The following is an 18,200-nucleotide window of genomic DNA, read 5'->3' on the forward strand; positions in this document are numbered from 1 at the left end:
TGTTATTCATGTTCTTTTTTAGGTAATACGTGGTTGACGGTTTCAACTGCCATCATATATACTGTTCGTATATTTCACAGAGTAACGGGGTACCTTGCGTTGCAGCCGGGGGGATTCTTGGTGAGTGTAGACCTCAAAGAATTATCGTTGTCGGATTACGAGTACAAGTCAGATGAGGACGTTGTCGAATATTTTCGTGAAGGCGATAGCGAAGCGCTGGAGTTCTTGATTAACAAGTACCGGAATTTCGTGCGCGCCAAAGCCAGGTCTTACTTTTTGATCGGTGCGGACCGAGAGGATATCATTCAGGAAGGCATGATCGGCTTATACAAATCGATCCGAGATTTCCGGATGGACAAGCAGTCTTCGTTCAAAGCTTTCGCCGAGCTCTGTATTACAAGACAGATTATCACGGCGATCAAGACAGCGACAAGACAGAAGCATATTCCGCTGAATTCCTATGTATCTTTGGACAAGCCGATTTACGATGAAGATTCCGACCGGACACTGCTTGATGTGATTTGTGGTACTCAGGTTTCTGATCCCGAGGAATTAATAATCAACCAAGAAGAGTTTGTAGGTCTTGAGGACAAGATGTCCGAGATTTTGAGTGACCTGGAACGCAAAGTGCTGATGCTGTACTTGGACGGCCGCTCCTATCAGGAGATCGCGGTTGATCTCAAACGGCATGTGAAATCGATTGATAACGCACTGCAGCGCGTCAAACGCAAACTGGAACGTTATTTGGAAGTTCGTGATAATTAGACGCTTAGATCCGAAAAAGACTCGCTTTAGAGTCTTTTTTTTTCACAATGGAACATGCCAAGGTTTAAGCATCTCAGGAATGAATCATACTGGTAAATGAATGCAGGCAGCTTGAACAGAGAAAAAAAGGCTTGAACCGACTAGGGGAAATGCGATCCCGGCACGCCGAAGACAGGGTCATTCTTTCGTTGACACGGGTTGACCCTTATGATAAAGTGTTTTAGGTAGGCCTAAATTCGCGTGTTTTAATGAATGTATGAGCAAAGACCGTAGGTTTTTGTTTATTGTTCATTTCGCAGGAACGGTTATTTTCTTTTCAGCAATGAAGGGCTTGGGCTGTTCTGCTAGGAAATATAGAGTCTTCTGGAAAGAAGGACGTCTTCGGGAGGTGCACAGCATGCGGGTAATTATAACTTTGGCTTGTACGAACTGCAAACAAAGAAACTATACGACTACCAAAAACAAGCGAAATCACCCCGACCGCATGGAGATGAAGAAATTTTGCAAGTTCTGTAACGAGCAAACTCCTCATCGCGAAACCAGATAGTTTTTTGGAGGTGTAGTCGGCGTGAAAAGTAGTTTCAAGTCTCTGTTTTCCTTTTTCTCTGAAAGCTGGGCGGAGCTCAAAAAAGTTCGCTGGCCTAATCGTAAAGAGCTGACGAATTATACTCTTATCGTCCTCGGCACCATTGTATTCGTCACGATTTATTTTTGGGTTCTGGATATCGGCATTTCCGCTGTGATCGAAGCGATTATTTAAGAAGGGTCCCGGGTGGCTTGATATGGAAACTATGGAAAAAAGATGGTACGTTGTGCATACCTATTCAGGGTATGAGAACAAGGTCAAGGCCAATTTAGAAAAACGTGTTGAGTCTATGGGCATGGAAGACAAGATTTTCCGCGTTCTTGTTCCGATGGAAGAAGAAGTGGTAAACAAGGATGGTAAGAAAAAGACCGTCATGAGAAAAGTTTACCCCGGTTATGTCTTGGTTGAAATGATCCAGACTGACGACTCATGGTATGTTGTCCGCAACACGCCTGGAGTTACAGGATTCGTCGGATCGACGGGTTCGGGTTCTAAACCGACAGCATTGCTTCCAGATGAAGTTGAACAGATTCTGAAGCATATGGGAATGGAAGAGCCTAAACCTAAGATTGAATTCGACATTAAGGAATCTGTGCGTATCAAGGTTGGTCCGTTTGCGAATTTTGTGGGCTCTGTAGAAGAAATTCTAGCCGACAAGAGCAAACTCAAAGTTCACGTCAACATGTTTGGACGGGAAACCCCGCTTGAGCTGGATTATACTCAAGTAGAGAAGATATAAAATTCTTCAGGTTTCTTGTGGGAGGGGCCATAGAGTCCCGTTAACCACTTTTGAAGGAGGTGTCTTACATGGCAAAAAAGGTAATCAAAATGGTGAAACTGCAAATTCCTGCAGGTAAAGCGAATCCAGCACCACCAGTAGGTCCAGCATTGGGTCAAGCAGGTGTCAACATCATGGCATTCTGTAAAGAATTCAACGCTCGTACTGCTGATCAAGCTGGTCTGATTATTCCGGTTGAAATCTCGGTATTTGAAGATCGCTCCTTTACGTTTATCACTAAAACTCCACCGGCTGCAGTTCTGCTTCGCGTAGCTGCAAAAATCGAGAAGGGTTCCGGCGAACCTAACAAGAAAAAGGTGGCAACTGTTAAACGTAGCGCGGTTCGTGAAATCGCTGAAACTAAAATGCCTGACCTTAACGCTGCATCTGTTGAAGCTGCTATGCGTATGGTTGAAGGTACTGCCCGCAGTATGGGTATCACTATCGAAGACTAATTATTTCGGTTTTTCTGCGACAACCGGTCAAGCGTGACCGGCATATGTGGGAGGAATTTCCGTTAAAACCACAAAGGAGGAACAAACATGGCGAAACATGGTAAGAAATATGTTGAAGCTGCCAAGTTGATTGACAGCGAAACATTTTACGAACCAGCAGAAGCCGTTGAACTTGTGAAAAAAGCTGCGACAGCTAAATTCGACGAAACCGTTGAAGTTGCAGTGCGTTTGGGTGTAGACCCACGTAAACAAGATCAGGCTGTTCGTGGTGTTGTTGTCCTGCCTCACGGCACAGGCAAAACACAACGTGTACTGGTATTTGCAAAAGGTGAAAAAGCGAAGGAAGCGGAAGCGGCTGGCGCGGATTATGTTGGCGATCAAGACATGATCAACAAGATCCAACAAGGCTGGTTCGAATTCGACGTCTGCGTAGCTACACCTGATATGATGAGCGAAGTCGGTAAACTGGGTCGTCTGCTCGGTGGTAAAGGCCTCATGCCTAACCCTAAAGCAGGTACAGTTACATTCGATGTTTCCAAAGCTGTTCAAGAAATTAAAGCTGGTAAAATCGAATACCGTCTGGACAAAGCAGGTCAAATTCATGCTCCAATTGGTAAAGCATCCTTTGATGCGGTAAAACTGAATGAGAACCTTAAAGCTCTCATCGACGCACTCAACCGCGCTAAACCAGCTGCTGCTAAAGGTGTTTATCTGAAAGGGATCGCAGTATCCTCGACGATGGGACCAAGCGCACGTGTGAGCACAGCTACTTACAGATAATAAATATGACGTTGACTTCTGTCACGTTATCTGATAATCTGTAAAAGTTGTTGTAAAAGAACTGACCTTTAAAGTTGAATATGCTTACCGTAGACAGTAGGTGCCCTGCAAAGGCTTAATCTCCTACCGAGGTGTTGTGATAGAATATAGATGTTTGCTCCCGAATACGTTTCGGACAACCATCATTCATCAGGCCTTCGTGATTCTACGGAGGCTTTTTACTTGCCTAGAACGAGTATGGGACGGGAAGTAGTCAGACTTTTCATCCTAACGATACAGAATGTCCCGGTAATTCCGGATCCGGATGCCGAGGCAGTGAAACTTTCAGGAGGTGTAGACATTGGCAAACGCAAAAGTGATTCAAGCGAAACAAGAAGCAGTAGATGTTGTAACGGCTAAATTGCGCGATAGCGTAACTACCGTTGTAGCGGACTACCGTGGATTGAACGTTTCCCAAGTGACCGAACTGCGTAAGCAGCTTCGTGAAGCTGGCGTTGAATTCCAAGTGTTGAAAAACACGTTGCTGCGCCGCGCTACCGCTGCTGCTGAGCTGACAGAACTGGACGAAGTATTGACCGGTCCTACAGCGATTGCATTCAGTGCGGATGACGCCGTAGCTCCAGCCAAAATCCTTAACGATTTTGCTAAGAAGAACGATGCATTGAAATTGAAAGGTGGCGTGGTCGAAGGCCGTGTAGTTGGCGTTGACCAAGTTAAAGCGCTGGCAGAACTGCCATCCCGCGAAGGTCTCCTTTCCATGCTCCTCAGCGTGCTTCAAGCTCCTATGCGCAACTTCGCGCTTGCAGTTAAAGCCGTTGCAGAGAAAGAAGAGCAAGGCGCGTAAGCACCTGTCTCTTCATGCAGTATGAAGTACAAACAACCAAAAAACTTTTATTATAAAATGGAGGTTCAACCATGAGTAAAGAGCAAATCTTGGAAGCAATCAAAGGTATGACTGTTTTGGAACTGAACGATCTTGTTAAAGCAATCGAAGAAGAATTCGGCGTAACTGCTGCAGCTCCTATGGCTATGGTAGGCGGCGGCGCTGGCGCGGCTGAAGCTGAAGAGCAAACTGAATTCGACGTAATCCTGACTAGCGCTGGTGCTTCTAAAATCAACGTTATCAAAGCAGTTCGCGAAATCACTGGCCTTGGCTTGAAAGAAGCTAAAGACCTCGTTGACAACGCACCAAAACCACTGAAAGAAAAAGTGGGTAAAGAAGAAGCTGATTCCGTTAAAGCTAAATTGGAAGAAGCAGGCGCTGTAGTAGAAGTGAAGTGATTTCTTCTCAAGCTGCTTTAAACATAACGAACCCCTTGAATTCTCAAGGGGTTCGTTTTTGTAAAAATCGCATTTCCCTATGTCTGAACTTAGACCGGTCGGGGAAATCTATGAATACAAGACCAAGATACGGAGGAACAGCATGTCACAGCATTACTATTCGAATCAGCCGGAAGCCAGTCATGACAGACGTCAGCTGGAAGAACACCTTCGGGACCAGACCCTTAAGTTTATGAGCGATGCCGGAGTGTTTTCCAAAAAAGGCGTTGATTATGGCAGTAAGGTGCTTATTGAGGTGATGGATATTCCGGAGAATGCAGAGGTTCTGGATGTCGGCTGCGGCTATGGTCCGATTGGTTTTACTGCAGCCAGACTTGCTGGTAACGGTCACGTGACCATGCTCGATGTGAACTCCCGTGCGGTGGAATTAGCGAAAGAAAACGCAAAGCTGAACGGCATTCAAAATGTAACCATTCTGGAAAGCGATTTGCTGGCGGCCGTGCAGGGGAAGAGTTTTGATATCATACTGACCAATCCACCCATTCGCGCCGGAAAAGAAACGGTGCATGCCATTTTCGAACAAGCGCATGCGCATTTGCGGGATGGAGGAGCGTTGTGGATCGTCATCCAGAAAAAACAGGGTGCTCCTTCTGCCAAAGCGAAGCTTGAAGGCTTGTTCGGCCAGGTTGAGGAAGTAACGAAGGATAAAGGCTATCGGATTTTCAAAGCTACAAAAATATCTTAATAATGCACAATCGAACTATTGACTTGAATTTGCAGATGTGATATTATTATAAAATGTCAGTATTAGGATAGGCTTCTTGTCTTTAGTTGACTGAAATGTCAATAGCTTTTATGCGGAGAAATGCATAAAATAGGGCATGTTCACGTATAATATGTACATTTTGGGCAAATCTACAGGATATGAGGTCACTTCCGTGTTTAGTAGGAAGACCATGGATAAGTTGCTCTTTGTTCGAAAGCATTCGGGTAAGGGCTTTTCTTTATTTGTGGATGAATCCTCTGCATGAATCCATTATAAGGTTCCAAACAGAGGTTCGCAATCAATTTTTGAAGTGAGTAGACATGAGGGGTGAGTTAAAGTTGGCAGGACATCTTGTTCAGTATGGTCGACGCACTCGGCGAAGTTATGCGCGAATTAATGAAGTACTAGAGGTTCCGAACCTGATCGAAATCCAACAGAAATCATATGATTGGTTTTTGGAGGAAGGATTGCGCGAAATGTTCCAGGATATCTCGCCAATTCAGGATTTTACGGGCAATTTGGTGCTGGAGTTCATTGACTACAGTCTTGGTGAACCTAAATACACCGTCGATGACGCTAAGGAACGTGACGTGACGTATGCGGCACCTCTACGGGTTAAGGTGCGGCTCATCAACAAAGAAACCGGAGAAGTCAAAGAACAGGAAGTATTTATGGGAGATTTCCCATTGATGACGGAGACCGGTACATTTATTATCAATGGCGCAGAACGGGTTATTGTCAGCCAGTTGGTACGCTCTCCTAGCGTCTACTTCAGTACGAAAGTCGATAAAAACGGCAAAAAGACATACACCGCGACAGTTATTCCTAACCGCGGCGCATGGCTTGAACTGGAGACGGATGCGAAGGACATTATGTATGTTCGGATTGACCGTACCCGTAAAATTCCGGTTACTGTTTTGCTACGGGCGCTTGGTTTCGGTAGTGACGCCGAAATTTTGGACCTGCTCGGCAACGACGAATATATACGCAATACGCTGGACAAAGACAATACCGATTCTACGGAAAAAGCGCTCATTGAAATTTACGAACGCCTCCGTCCAGGCGAACCGCCTACGCTGGATAACGCAAAAAGTCTCCTCGTAGCGCGCTTCTTTGATCCAAAACGATATGATCTGGCCAACGTAGGCCGTTATAAAATTAATAAAAAGCTTCATATCAAGAATCGCCTGTTCAACCAACGCCTGGCTGAAACGCTGATTGACGCCGACACAGGTGAAATCATTGCAGAAGCTGGTCAAATGGTTGACCGTCGTTTACTTGATGAAATTTTGCCTCATTTAGACAATATGGTTGGTCACAAGACTTATCATGTCGCAAATGGTGTGCTTGATGCGGATGATATTCCGTTGCAAAGCATCGAAGTTTTCTCACCGATTGAAGATGGAAAAGTGGTTAAAGTGTTAGCGAATGCGAACATCGACAAATCGGTTAAGCATATCACGCCTGCTGATATTATTTCCTCAATCAGCTACTTTATTAATCTGCTTCACGGCATTGGTAATACAGATGACATTGACCACCTGGGCAACCGTCGTCTGCGTTCTGTAGGCGAACTGCTGCAGAACCAGTTCCGTATTGGGCTTTCCCGTATGGAGCGTGTGGTTCGTGAAAGAATGTCAATCCAAGATGCTAATGTAATCACGCCTCAGGCACTGATTAACATACGTCCTGTGATTGCATCGATCAAAGAGTTCTTTGGTAGCTCCCAGCTGTCGCAGTTTATGGACCAAACGAACCCTCTTGCAGAGCTTACGCACAAACGTCGTCTGTCTGCACTCGGACCCGGCGGTTTGACGCGCGAACGCGCGGGCTTTGAAGTACGTGACGTCCACCATAGTCACTACGGCCGTATGTGTCCTATCGAGACGCCGGAAGGTCCAAACATCGGTTTGATCAACTCCTTGTCTACATTTGCCCGTATTAATGAGTACGGCTTTATCGAAGCTCCGTACCGCTGGGTGGATCCGAAGAATGGTGTGGTAACCGATCATATCGACTATCTGACGGCGGACGAGGAAGACAATTATGTGGTCGCTCAGGCGAATGCGCAGCTCAATGAAGACGGAACGTTTGCGGAAGATATGGTTATCGTCCGTTATAACAAACAGTCTGACAATATTTTGCCGATGCCTAATGAACGTGTTGACTACATGGACGTATCACCTAAACAGGTTGTATCCGTCGCGACGGCGCTCATTCCGTTCCTAGAGAACGATGACTCCAACCGTGCGCTGATGGGATCGAACATGCAGCGTCAGGCTGTACCGCTGCTTATTCCTAAAGCTCCGCTCGTCGGAACAGGAATGGAACACAAATCAGCGAAGGATTCGGGCGTATGTATCGTTGCCAAGCATGATGGCATCGTGGAACGTTCGAGCGCGGATGAGATCTGGGTACGCCGGATTGAGAACGTGGACGGCAAAGAAGTCAAAGGTGATATCGTTAAGCATAAATTACACAAATTTATGCGTTCGAACCAAGGAACTTGCATTAATCAGCGTCCGCTCGCCAAAAAAGGCGACATCGTGAAGCAAGGTGACATTCTGGCAGACGGACCTTCCACAGAGATGGGTGAGCTTGCTCTGGGGCGTAACGTTGTCGTTGCGTTCATGACCTGGGAAGGTTACAACTACGAGGATGCGATCCTGCTGAGCGAGAAGATGGTTAAAGAGGATGTCTATACCTCGATCCACATTGAAGAATATGAATCCGAAGCGCGTGATACTAAGCTTGGACCTGAAGAAATTACTCGCGATATTCCTAACGTGGGTGAAGATGCTCTTAAGAATCTTGACGAGCGCGGTATTATCCGTATTGGTGCCGAAATCAGCGCTGGTGACATTTTGGTTGGTAAAGTAACGCCTAAAGGTGTTACAGAGCTGACTGCTGAGGAACGTCTCCTGCATGCAATCTTCGGTGAAAAGGCTCGTGAAGTTCGTGACACGTCCCTACGCGTACCACATGGTAGTGACGGTATTATCGTTGATGTCAAAGTGTTTACCCGTGAGAACGGCGATGAGCTGCCTCCTGGTGTGAATCAACTGGTTCGTGTGTACATCGCTCAGAAGCGTAAAATTTCTGAGGGTGACAAAATGGCCGGACGTCACGGTAACAAAGGTGTCGTGGCACGTATCCTGCCAGAAGAAGATATGCCGTTCCTGCCTGATGGTACGCCTGTACAGGTTGTACTGAACCCGCTTGGTGTACCATCGCGGATGAACATCGGACAGGTGCTCGAAGTCCATCTGGGCTTTGCGGCTATGCAGCTCGGTATTCACGTGGCTACGCCGGTATTTGACGGAGCTAATGAGTATGATGTGTTTGATACCATGGAAGAAGCAGGCATGCAGCGTAACGGTAAAACCGTGCTGTATGACGGACGGACTGGCGAAAGATTTGAACGTGAAGTTACCGTTGGCGTCATGCACATGATCAAGCTGGCGCACATGGTTGATGATAAAATCCATGCCCGTTCCACAGGTCCTTACTCTCTCGTTACGCAGCAGCCTCTGGGTGGTAAAGCTCAGTTCGGTGGCCAGCGCTTCGGTGAGATGGAAGTGTGGGCGCTGGAAGCCTACGGCGCTGCTTATACACTGCAGGAAATCCTCACCGTCAAATCCGATGATGTGGTCGGCCGGGTTAAAACTTACGAATCCATTGTCAAGGGTGAGAATGTTCCGGAACCGGGCGTTCCTGAATCATTCAAGGTCTTGATCAAAGAGCTTCAGTCTCTGGGTATGGACGTGAAGATACTCAGTGGTGACGAGCAGGAGATCGAGATGAAAGAACTTGATGATGAAGATGAGACTGCAGGCGATAAGCTGAGCCTCAATCTGGAAGGCACGGAAGTCGGAGTGGAATAAGATCGTGATTATGGCGGACGGGGCTAACCCGTCTGCCTCATTCACGGATCAAAACAATAGGACTAGGAGGGTTGCTCCTTGTTGGACGTAAACAATTTCGAATTCATGAAAATCGGGCTTGCTTCCCCGGAAAAAATTCGTTCATGGTCCCGCGGAGAAGTTAAAAAACCGGAAACCATCAATTACCGTACGCTGAAACCGGAGAAGGAAGGCCTGTTCTGCGAGCGGATTTTTGGACCGCAAAAAGACTGGGAATGCCATTGCGGTAAATATAAGCGTGTCCGTTATAAAGGCGTAGTCTGTGACCGTTGCGGCGTAGAAGTTACCCGTGCGAAGGTCCGCCGCGAACGGATGGGTCATATTGAGCTGGCAGCTCCTGTATCCCATATCTGGTACTTTAAAGGCATTCCGAGCCGTATGGGTCTCGCTTTGGATATGTCTCCAAGATCTCTGGAAGAGATCATCTATTTTGCATCTTATGTTGTAACGGATCCAGGAGATACGCCTCTGGAGAAGAAACAGCTTTTGTCTGAAAAAGAATACCGCAGCTATCGTGAAAAGTATGGCTACGGATTCCAAGCAGGCATGGGTGCTGAAGCCATTAAAAAGCTTCTTCAGGACCTCGATGTGGACAAAGAACTCGAATTCCTGAAAGAAGAGCTTCGTACTGCTCAAGGACAACGCCGTAATCGTGCGATCAAGCGTCTTGAAGTTATCGAAGCATTCCGTAATTCCGGCAATAAGCCTGAATGGATGATCATGGATGTTCTCCCGGTTATTCCTCCGGAGCTTCGTCCAATGGTACAGCTGGACGGCGGACGTTTCGCGACGTCTGACCTGAATGACCTGTATCGTCGTGTTATCAACCGTAATAACCGTCTGAAACGCCTGCTTGATCTGGGTGCTCCTGACATCATCGTGCAGAACGAAAAACGTATGCTGCAGGAGGCTGTTGATGCCCTGATCGATAATGGTCGTCGTGGACGTCCCGTAACAGGTCCTGGTAACCGTCCGCTGAAATCCCTCAGCCACATGCTGAAAGGTAAACAAGGACGTTTCCGTCAGAACTTGCTCGGTAAACGTGTTGACTACTCTGGTCGTTCCGTTATCGTAGTAGGACCGTACCTGAAAATGTACCAATGCGGCCTGCCTAAGAAAATGGCGCTGGAACTGTTTAAACCGTTCGTTATGAAAGAATTGGTCAATAAAGGCCTTGCTCATAATATTAAGAGTGCTAAACGGAAGGTTGAACGTGTTAGTCCGGAAGTATGGGATGTGCTTGAAGAAGTCATCAAGGAACATCCAGTACTGCTGAACCGTGCACCAACGCTTCACCGTTTGGGTATTCAAGCGTTCGAACCTATTTTGGTTGAAGGACACGCAATTCGTCTTCACCCGCTCGTATGTACGGCTTACAACGCCGACTTTGACGGTGACCAAATGGCGGTTCACGTGCCACTGTCTGCTGAAGCTCAGGCGGAAGCACGCATCCTGATGCTGGCATCCGGTAATATCCTGAACCCTAAAGACGGTAAGCCAGTTGTTACCCCTTCCCAGGATATGGTCCTTGGTTCTTTCTATCTGACGATGGATAACAAGGAAGAAAAGGGAAGCGGCATGATTCTCCGTACCGTGAACGAGGCGGTTTCCGCTTATCAACGCGGCTCGGCAGGTCTGCATGCCCGTGTTGCCATTCCTGTAAGAGCTTTGGGTAAAACCAGTTTTACGGATAAGCAACAAGACGCAATGCTCCTCACTACGGTTGGACGTATTATTTTCAATGAGATTTTCCCAAGCAGCTTCCCTTACATTAACGAAGCTACCCGCGACAATCTGTTCAACGGTACGCCTGAGAGATATTTCGTTTATGAAAAAGGTACTGACATCCGTGAGAGCCTGAATCAGCTTCCAATCAGCAGTGCTGTTGGTAAAGAGTATCTTGGTCAGATCATTGCTCGCTGCTTTGAAATTTACCATACAACGGAAACCTCCGTTATTTTGGATAAAATCAAACAGCTCGGATTCACATACTCTACCCGTGCCGGCGTAACCGTTGCGGTTTCCGACGTAATCGTACCTGAAGAGAAACAGGCTATTCTGAAGGAATCCGACGACAGGGTAGCGGTTGTAACGAACCAATACCGCCGTGGTCTGATTACCAATGAAGAACGTTATGACCGTGTTATCGATATTTGGTCCAAAGCCAAGGACGATATTACGGAAGTCCTCATGAAATCAATGGACCGTTTTAACTCCATTATGCTCATGGTCGACTCCAAAGCACGGGGTAACAAATCGCAGATCACCCAGCTGGGCGGTATGCGTGGTTTGATGGCCAACCCATCGGGTCGTATCATCGAGCTCCCAATTAAATCGAACTTCCGTGAAGGACTGACAGTACTCGAGTACTTCCTTTCCACACACGGAGCGCGGAAAGGTTTGGCGGATACTGCACTTCGTACCGCTGACTCCGGCTACTTGACTCGCCGTCTGGTAGACGTTGCTCAAGACGTGATCGTTCGTGAGGAAGACTGTGGTACGGATAAAGGCTTTACTGTCAGCAGAATTCAAGACGGTAAAGAAGTTATCGAGGATCTATATGATCGTATCGAGGGCCGTTACTGCTTCGAAACCGTTCGTCATCCGAAAACCAAGGAAGTCCTGGTTAATCGCAACGAGCTGATCGATTCTGATAAGGCGAACCTGATCGTAGATTCTGGGGTAACCAAATTGCAAATTCGTTCAGTACTCAGCTGTCGTGCACGTCACGGTGTATGTAAGAAGTGCTATGGACGAAACCTGGCTACGGGTAAATTCGTTGAAATCGGCGAAGCAGTCGGTATTATTGCTGCTCAGTCCATCGGTGAACCAGGAACCCAGCTTACCATGCGTACGTTCCATACCGGTGGTGTAGCCGGTGACGATATCACCCAGGGTCTTCCGCGTATTCAGGAATTGTTTGAAGCACGGAATCCAAAAGGTCAAGCGACCATCAGTGAAATTGACGGCGTGGTTAAAGAGATCCGTGAAGGCAAGGACCGCCGTGAAATCGAGGTTCAAGGCGAAGCGGAAACGAAAACTTACTCTGTCACTTACGGTTCCCGTCTGCGCGTAAGCGAAGGCCAGGAAATCGAAGCTGGTGACGAGCTGACTGAAGGTTCAATTGACCCTAAAGAAATGCTGCGCATTAAAGGCATCCGCGGTGTACAAAACTACATTCTGCAGGAAGTACAACGTGTATACCGTAACCAAGGCGTAGAAATTAATGATAAGCACGTCGAAGTCATGATCAAGCAAATGCTGCGTAAGATCCGCATCGTAGATGCTGGTGATACCACGCTTCTGCCAGGATCTTTCAGCGACATGCATGAGTACGAAGCAGCCAACAAAGAAGCGCTTCTGAGCGGCAAGGAACCGGCTGTAGCCAAACCTGTTCTGCTCGGTATTACCAAGGCTTCGCTGGAAACTGATTCATTCTTGTCTGCCGCATCCTTCCAGGAAACAACCCGCGTGTTGACCGACGCTGCCATTAAAGGTAAAGTCGACCAATTGCTCGGCCTGAAAGAAAATGTTATTATCGGTAAATTGATCCCTGCAGGTACGGGCATGAACCGTTACCGCAGTGTCAAACTCGATGATCCTAATGCGGAAAATGACAGCTCAAAAGAATTGGAAACTGTTTCTGCAGAGTAATTCAAGAATAAATAGAGCGACTTGAGAGAGCAGCCGGGCTACCCGCGCTGCCTCACAATAGCTTCTTCAATGATTTTCCTTGTGAAAATTAATAGTAGATGTTCTTGACATTATGCAGCGCAGGTGCTAATATATCAAAGGTGCGTGAGTGGTAACATCCCTGTGCTTTTGGAGGAATCGTAAAAGATGTCTAATGATAAAGGATTACAGGATGCTCATGTGAAGATCGGGGCCAAACAAACCATGAAACTCGTGGAGTTAGGTCAGGCCGCTGAAGTTTATGTGGCTGAAGATGCGGAACACCGGCTCATTTCCAAGATCGAAAGCCTCTGCAGCAAGCAGGGCGTGAAAATCACCTATGTAGAAACCATGCAGCATTTGGGTAAAGCATGTGGTATAGAAGTGGGTGCAGCAATGGCTGCCATCATTAAACCATAGCAATATGGAATGGACGTAAACGTTCAATCTGTAAAGAAACGTTTTTGTTGGAGAAGGCTGGCTTTCTCTTGGCAAAGACTTTTCATTTGTTCTTTTATGAACCGCCTGGGTCTGTGGACTTAATAAAAGGTTTGTAACGAGAATAATTATATTGGAAGGGGGTGGCAACATGCCAACAATTAATCAACTAGTTCGTAAAGGGCGTCAAGCTAAAATCTACAAATCTAAGTCCCCTGCATTGCAAAAAGGCTATAACGCTTTGAAGCGTCAAGAGACTGATTTGAGCGCTCCTCAAAAACGTGGTGTTTGTACACGTGTAGGAACGATGACTCCACGTAAACCGAACTCCGCACTTCGTAAATATGCTCGTGTTCGTTTGACGAACCGCATCGAGGTGACAGCTTATATTCCGGGTATTGGACATAACCTTCAAGAGCACAGCGTTGTGTTGATTCGTGGAGGAAAAGTAAAAGACCTTGCAGGGGTTCGTTACCATATCGTTCGCGGAGCTTTGGATACAGCGGGTGTTAACAATCGGATGCAAGCTCGTTCTAAATACGGTGCTAAACGTCCAAAAGCTAAAAAACAATAGTGGATTCTATAAAGGGATTCAATGACTTAAGAAAGGGGGATATCCATGCCACGCAAAGGTCCAGTTACTAAGAGAGACGTATTGCCAGATCCGATGTACAATAGCAAATTGGTTACACGTCTTGTAAACCGCATTATGTTGGATGGTAAAAGAGGTGTTGCTCAAAATATTCTGTATAACTCGTTCAAGCTTATCCAAGAACGTACAGGCAAAGAGCCTATGGAAGTTTTTGAAGCAGCTATCAAAAATATCATGCCAGTCCTGGAAGTTAAAGCTCGTCGTGTCGGCGGTGCAAACTACCAAGTGCCAATCGAAGTAAAACCAGAGAGACGTACTGCTTTGGGATTACGTTGGCTCGTAAACTACTCCCGTAACCGCGGTGAGAAAACCATGGAAGAGCGTTTGGCAGCAGAGATTATCGATGCTTCCAACAACACAGGCGCTTCCGTTAAGAAACGTGAAGATACACACAAAATGGCTGAAGCAAACAAAGCGTTTGCACACTACCGTTGGTAGGATTCAGTTCCATATAAACTTGAATTTTGAAGGGAGACTGTTTCATGTCTAGAGAGTTCTCCTTGAAAAATACACGTAACATCGGGATCATGGCTCATATTGACGCTGGTAAGACAACTACCACGGAGCGGATCTTGTTCTACACAGGACGTACGCACAAAATCGGTGAAGTTCACGAAGGTGCTGCTACAATGGACTGGATGGAGCAAGAACAGGAGCGCGGGATCACGATTACTTCCGCTGCGACGACCGCTTCTTGGAAAGGTCACCGCGTAAATATCATTGACACCCCAGGGCACGTTGACTTCACTGTTGAAGTTGAACGTTCCCTTCGTGTATTGGATGGGGCAGTAGGTGTTTTCAGTGCGAAAGAGGGCGTAGAGCCTCAGTCTGAAACTGTCTGGAGACAGGCTGACCGCTATGGCGTACCACGGATCGCATATGTTAACAAAATGGATATTATTGGTGCTGACTATCTGAACGTTGTATCTGATATGCGTGATCGTCTTCAGGCGAACGCGGTAGCTATTCAGCTGCCAATCGGTGCAGAAAATGATTTTAAAGGTATCATCGACATTGTTGAACAAAGAGCCTTTATGTATAAAGACGATTTGGGTCAAGATATCGAAGAAACCGAAGTTCCTGCAGAGTTCAAAGACAAAGTCGAAGAACTTCGTGCAGAACTGATCGAGAAAGTTGCAGAACTCGACGAAGAATTGACAATGAAGTATCTGGAAGGTGAAGAAATTACAATTCCAGAACTGAAGGCTGCACTCCGTAAAGGTGTTGTAGAAGTTAAAATCTTCCCAGTTATCTGTGGCTCTTCCTACCGTAACAAAGGTGTTCAGCTAATGTTGGACGCTGTAGTTGATTACCTGCCAGCTCCGACAGATGTACCAGCTATCGTGGGTCATCTGGAAGATGGTACTGAAACGGTTCGTCATTCTGATGATAATGAACCTTTCTCTGCGCTTGCATTTAAAATTATGACTGACCCTTACGTTGGTAAACTTACGTTCTTCCGTGTATATTCCGGTGTATTGCAATCCGGCTCTTATGTACTGAATGCAACGAAAGGTAAACGTGAGCGTATCGGCCGTATCCTTCAAATGCATGCAAACAGCCGTCAAGAAATCTCTGAAGTTTACTGCGGAGATATCGCTTCTGCTGTAGGTTTGAAAGACACCGGTACAGGTGATACACTTTGCGATGAGAAGCATCCGGTAATCCTGGAATCCATGAACTTCCCGGATCCAGTTATCGAAATCGCAGTAGAACCTAAAACGAAAGCCGACCAAGATAAAATGGGCGTTGCTTTGGGCAAATTGACTGAAGAAGATCCTACGCTTCGCGCACACACAGATGAAGAAACAGGCCAAACAATCTTGGCAGGTATGGGTGAACTTCACCTTGATATCATCATCGACCGTATGCGTCGTGAGTTCAAAGTAGAAACCAATGTGGGTAAACCACAGGTTGCCTACCGTGAAACCTTCCGTCAAGCAGCTCGTGTTGAAGGTAAATTCGTTCGCCAATCCGGTGGTCGTGGTCAATACGGTCACGTATGGGTTGAGTTCGAACCTCTCGAAGCAGGAACAGGCAGCCAGTTCGAAAGTAAGGTTGTCGGTGGTTCTGTACCAAGAGAATACATTCAGCCAGCACTGACTGGTATCGAAGAAACCATGAAGAGTGGTGTCCTTGCTGGCTTCCCGCTTGTAGACGTTAAAGCTACAATCGTTGACGGATCGTACCATGATGTTGACTCCAATGAAATGGCATTTAAGATTGCCGGTTCCATGGCGCTTAAAGCAGCAAAAGACAAGTGTAAGCCTGTCTTGCTCGAGCCTATCATGAAAGTTGAAGTTACAGCGCCTGAAGAATACATGGGCGACGTAATGGGCATGCTGAACTCCCGTCGTGGACGCATTGAAGGAATGGATTCCCGTTCCGGTGCTCAAATTATCCGTGCGAAGGTGCCTCTGTCCGAAATGTTCGGATACTCGACAACTCTTCGTTCCGGTACGCAAGGACGCGGCGTGTTCTCCATGGAACTGTCTCACTATGATGAAGTTCCTAAGAATATTGCTGAAGAGATCGTATCGAAGTCCAAAGGATCTGCTGAGTAATTTCAATAACGTTTTAAAGACTGACCGGAACATTCAACATCCAAGACAACCTGCATAAACTCCGGTCAGCACAAACATAAAAAAATTTAATTATTCCATTTAAGGAGGAATTGTTCAAAATGGCAAAGGCTAAATTTGAACGTAACAAACCGCACGTTAACATCGGTACTATTGGTCACGTTGACCATGGTAAAACTACTCTGACTGCTGCTATCACAACTGTATTGTCCAAAACTTACGGTGGTGTAGCAACAGCGTTTGACCAAATCGATAAAGCTCCAGAAGAGCGCGAGCGCGGTATCACTATTTCCACAGCTCACGTTGAGTACGAAACACCAGCTCGTCACTATGCACACGTTGACTGCCCAGGTCACGCCGACTATGTTAAAAACATGATCACTGGTGCTGCTCAAATGGACGGAGCAATCCTGGTTGTATCCGCAGCTGACGGCCCTATGCCGCAAACTCGCGAACACATCCTGTTGTCCCGCCAAGTAGGCGTTCCTTACATCGTTGTATTCTTGAACAAATGCGACATGGTTGATGACGCTGAACTTCTTGAACTGGTTGAAATGGAAGTGCGCGACTTGCTTAGCGAGTATGACTTCCCAGGCGACGACACTCCAATCATCCAAGGTTCTGCTCGTGAAGCTCTGCAAAACCCAGATGGCGAGTGGGCACAAAAAATCATTGAAATGTTCAAAATCATCGATGAGTACATCCCAGAGCCAGTACGTGACACTGACAAGCCTTTCCTTATGCCTGTCGAGGACGTATTCTCTATCACTGGTCGCGGTACCGTTGCTACAGGTCGTGTAGAACGTGGTACTGTTAAAGTGGGCGAAGAAATCGAGATCATCGGTATCGCTGAAGAGTCCAAAAAATCCGTCGTTACTGGCGTAGAAATGTTCCGCAAATTGCTTGATTCCGCTCAAGCTGGTGACAACATCGGAGCCCTGCTTCGTGGTGTAGACCGTACTCAAATCGAACGTGGTCAAGTACTGGCTAAGCCAGGTTCAGTTAAGCCACACACTGAATTCTCTGCACAAATTTACGTTCTGACTAAAGAAGAAGGTGGCCGTCATAAGCCTTTCTTCACTGGATACCGTCCACAGTTCTACTTCCGTACAACTGACGTTACTGGTATCATCAGCCTGCCAGAAGGCGCTGAAATGGTTATGCCTGGCGACAACATCACGGTTACTGTATCACTGATTGCTCCAATCGCGATCGAAGAAGGAACTAAGTTCTCTATTCGTGAAGGTGGACGTACAGTAGGTGCCGGTGCGGTAGCTACAATCACTAAATAATAAAGGCTAACGCCTTTGAGATTTAATAAATGCAACAATGTGCTGGAACGAGTAACGTTATGATGTGAACGAAAGATGCAGGAGGCACTTCTCTTCATGAGAAGTGCCTCCTGTTTTTTTATCTAAAGAATTTCATAGGATATAAACCCTTTACAATTTTGTATAAATTTCGTATGATATTGTACAGTCTTTGTATAACATTATGCTTCGCTGATGAATGAGGAGTGATC

16 protein-coding genes and 1 other annotated feature are annotated in these 18,200 nt (G+C 46.6%); all 16 genes read left to right on the forward strand.

All coding sequences use genetic code 11. The features are described 5' to 3' along the window. The first annotated feature begins 120 nt into the window (after positions 1-120). The 16 genes from sigH to tuf all read left to right on the forward strand — a co-directional run bounded on the left by sigH (position 121) and on the right by tuf (position 17,970). Positions 121-765 (forward strand): RNA polymerase sporulation sigma factor SigH, encoded by a 645-nt coding sequence (gene sigH / locus E6W40_RS29025; RefSeq protein WP_136609095.1) that lies wholly within the window; start codon positions 121-123, stop codon positions 763-765. A gap of 397 nt (positions 766-1,162) precedes the next feature. Continuing rightward, entirely contained in the window at positions 1,163-1,312 is a 150-nt protein-coding gene (gene rpmG / locus E6W40_RS29030) for a 50S ribosomal protein L33 (RefSeq protein ID WP_076176720.1), read from the forward strand. 21 nt (positions 1,313-1,333) lie between these two features. Continuing rightward, positions 1,334-1,525 carry a preprotein translocase subunit SecE gene (secE, locus tag E6W40_RS29035; protein ID WP_036712533.1) on the forward strand — a complete coding sequence of 64 codons (192 nt, stop codon included), beginning with the start codon at positions 1,334-1,336 and terminating at the stop codon, positions 1,523-1,525. A gap of 31 nt (positions 1,526-1,556) precedes the next feature. Beyond that, entirely contained in the window at positions 1,557-2,090 is a 534-nt protein-coding gene (nusG, locus tag E6W40_RS29040; protein WP_136609143.1) for a transcription termination/antitermination protein NusG, read from the forward strand. Between the two features lie 68 nt (positions 2,091-2,158). Continuing rightward, on the forward strand, positions 2,159-2,584 hold the full coding sequence (gene rplK, locus E6W40_RS29045; RefSeq protein WP_127606552.1) for a 50S ribosomal protein L11: 426 nt from the start codon (positions 2,159-2,161) through the stop codon (positions 2,582-2,584). An 87-nt stretch (positions 2,585-2,671) separates the two neighbouring features. Continuing rightward, complete coding sequence (gene rplA / locus E6W40_RS29050; protein ID WP_136609096.1) at positions 2,672-3,364, forward strand: 50S ribosomal protein L1; 693 nt, start codon at positions 2,672-2,674, stop codon at positions 3,362-3,364. Positions 3,365-3,433: 69 nt separating this feature from the next. Next, positions 3,434-3,594, forward strand: a sequence feature (ribosomal protein L10 leader region). A gap of 110 nt (positions 3,595-3,704) precedes the next feature. After that, positions 3,705-4,208: a 50S ribosomal protein L10 gene (gene rplJ / locus E6W40_RS29055; protein WP_136609097.1), complete on the forward strand. Its 504-nt coding sequence runs from the start codon at positions 3,705-3,707 to the stop codon at positions 4,206-4,208. 71 nt (positions 4,209-4,279) lie between these two features. Next, positions 4,280-4,645, forward strand: a complete 366-nt coding sequence (rplL, locus tag E6W40_RS29060; protein ID WP_136609098.1) for a 50S ribosomal protein L7/L12 — start codon at positions 4,280-4,282, stop codon at positions 4,643-4,645. A 142-nt stretch (positions 4,646-4,787) separates the two neighbouring features. Further along, positions 4,788-5,390: a class I SAM-dependent methyltransferase gene (locus E6W40_RS29065; protein ID WP_136609099.1), complete on the forward strand. Its 603-nt coding sequence runs from the start codon at positions 4,788-4,790 to the stop codon at positions 5,388-5,390. 359 nt (positions 5,391-5,749) lie between these two features. Beyond that, the gene (gene rpoB / locus E6W40_RS29070; protein WP_136609100.1) at positions 5,750-9,295 is read left to right on the forward strand and encodes a DNA-directed RNA polymerase subunit beta; all 3,546 of its coding nucleotides are present in this window, start codon (positions 5,750-5,752) and stop codon (positions 9,293-9,295) included. Between the two features lie 78 nt (positions 9,296-9,373). Further along, on the forward strand, positions 9,374-12,988 hold the full coding sequence (gene rpoC, locus E6W40_RS29075) for a DNA-directed RNA polymerase subunit beta' (RefSeq protein WP_136609101.1): 3,615 nt from the start codon (positions 9,374-9,376) through the stop codon (positions 12,986-12,988). Positions 12,989-13,174: 186 nt separating this feature from the next. Continuing rightward, on the forward strand, positions 13,175-13,426 hold the full coding sequence (locus E6W40_RS29080) for a ribosomal L7Ae/L30e/S12e/Gadd45 family protein (RefSeq protein WP_136609102.1): 252 nt from the start codon (positions 13,175-13,177) through the stop codon (positions 13,424-13,426). A gap of 169 nt (positions 13,427-13,595) precedes the next feature. Beyond that, positions 13,596-14,018, forward strand: a complete 423-nt coding sequence (rpsL, locus tag E6W40_RS29085) for a 30S ribosomal protein S12 (RefSeq protein WP_136609103.1) — start codon at positions 13,596-13,598, stop codon at positions 14,016-14,018. 45 nt (positions 14,019-14,063) lie between these two features. Further along, positions 14,064-14,534, forward strand: coding sequence for a 30S ribosomal protein S7 (gene rpsG, locus E6W40_RS29090; protein WP_136609104.1), 471 nt, complete (start codon positions 14,064-14,066; stop codon positions 14,532-14,534). Positions 14,535-14,578: 44 nt separating this feature from the next. Further along, entirely contained in the window at positions 14,579-16,660 is a 2,082-nt protein-coding gene (fusA, locus tag E6W40_RS29095; protein WP_136609105.1) for an elongation factor G, read from the forward strand. A 119-nt stretch (positions 16,661-16,779) separates the two neighbouring features. After that, positions 16,780-17,970 (forward strand): elongation factor Tu, encoded by a 1,191-nt coding sequence (gene tuf / locus E6W40_RS29100; protein ID WP_136609106.1) that lies wholly within the window; start codon positions 16,780-16,782, stop codon positions 17,968-17,970. Positions 17,971-18,200: the final 230 nt, after the last annotated feature.

The sequence above is a fragment of the Paenibacillus dokdonensis genome, assembly GCF_004916975.1.
In the GTDB taxonomy this organism is placed as follows: domain Bacteria; phylum Bacillota; class Bacilli; order Paenibacillales; family Paenibacillaceae; genus Paenibacillus_AQ; species Paenibacillus_AQ dokdonensis.

Coding starts and splice junctions, on each gene's coding strand:
- tuf (WP_136609106.1), top strand. CDS start 16,780: ATGGCAAAGGCTAAATTTGAACGTAACAAACCGCACGTTAACATCGGT.
- E6W40_RS29065 (WP_136609099.1), top strand. CDS start 4,788: ATGTCACAGCATTACTATTCGAATCAGCCGGAAGCCAGTCATGACAGA.
- nusG (WP_136609143.1), top strand. CDS start 1,557: ATGGAAAAAAGATGGTACGTTGTGCATACCTATTCAGGGTATGAGAAC.
- rplK (WP_127606552.1), top strand. CDS start 2,159: ATGGCAAAAAAGGTAATCAAAATGGTGAAACTGCAAATTCCTGCAGGT.
- fusA (WP_136609105.1), top strand. CDS start 14,579: ATGTCTAGAGAGTTCTCCTTGAAAAATACACGTAACATCGGGATCATG.
- rpsG (WP_136609104.1), top strand. CDS start 14,064: ATGCCACGCAAAGGTCCAGTTACTAAGAGAGACGTATTGCCAGATCCG.
- E6W40_RS29080 (WP_136609102.1), top strand. CDS start 13,175: ATGTCTAATGATAAAGGATTACAGGATGCTCATGTGAAGATCGGGGCC.
- rplA (WP_136609096.1), top strand. CDS start 2,672: ATGGCGAAACATGGTAAGAAATATGTTGAAGCTGCCAAGTTGATTGAC.
- rpmG (WP_076176720.1), top strand. CDS start 1,163: ATGCGGGTAATTATAACTTTGGCTTGTACGAACTGCAAACAAAGAAAC.
- rpsL (WP_136609103.1), top strand. CDS start 13,596: ATGCCAACAATTAATCAACTAGTTCGTAAAGGGCGTCAAGCTAAAATC.
- rplL (WP_136609098.1), top strand. CDS start 4,280: ATGAGTAAAGAGCAAATCTTGGAAGCAATCAAAGGTATGACTGTTTTG.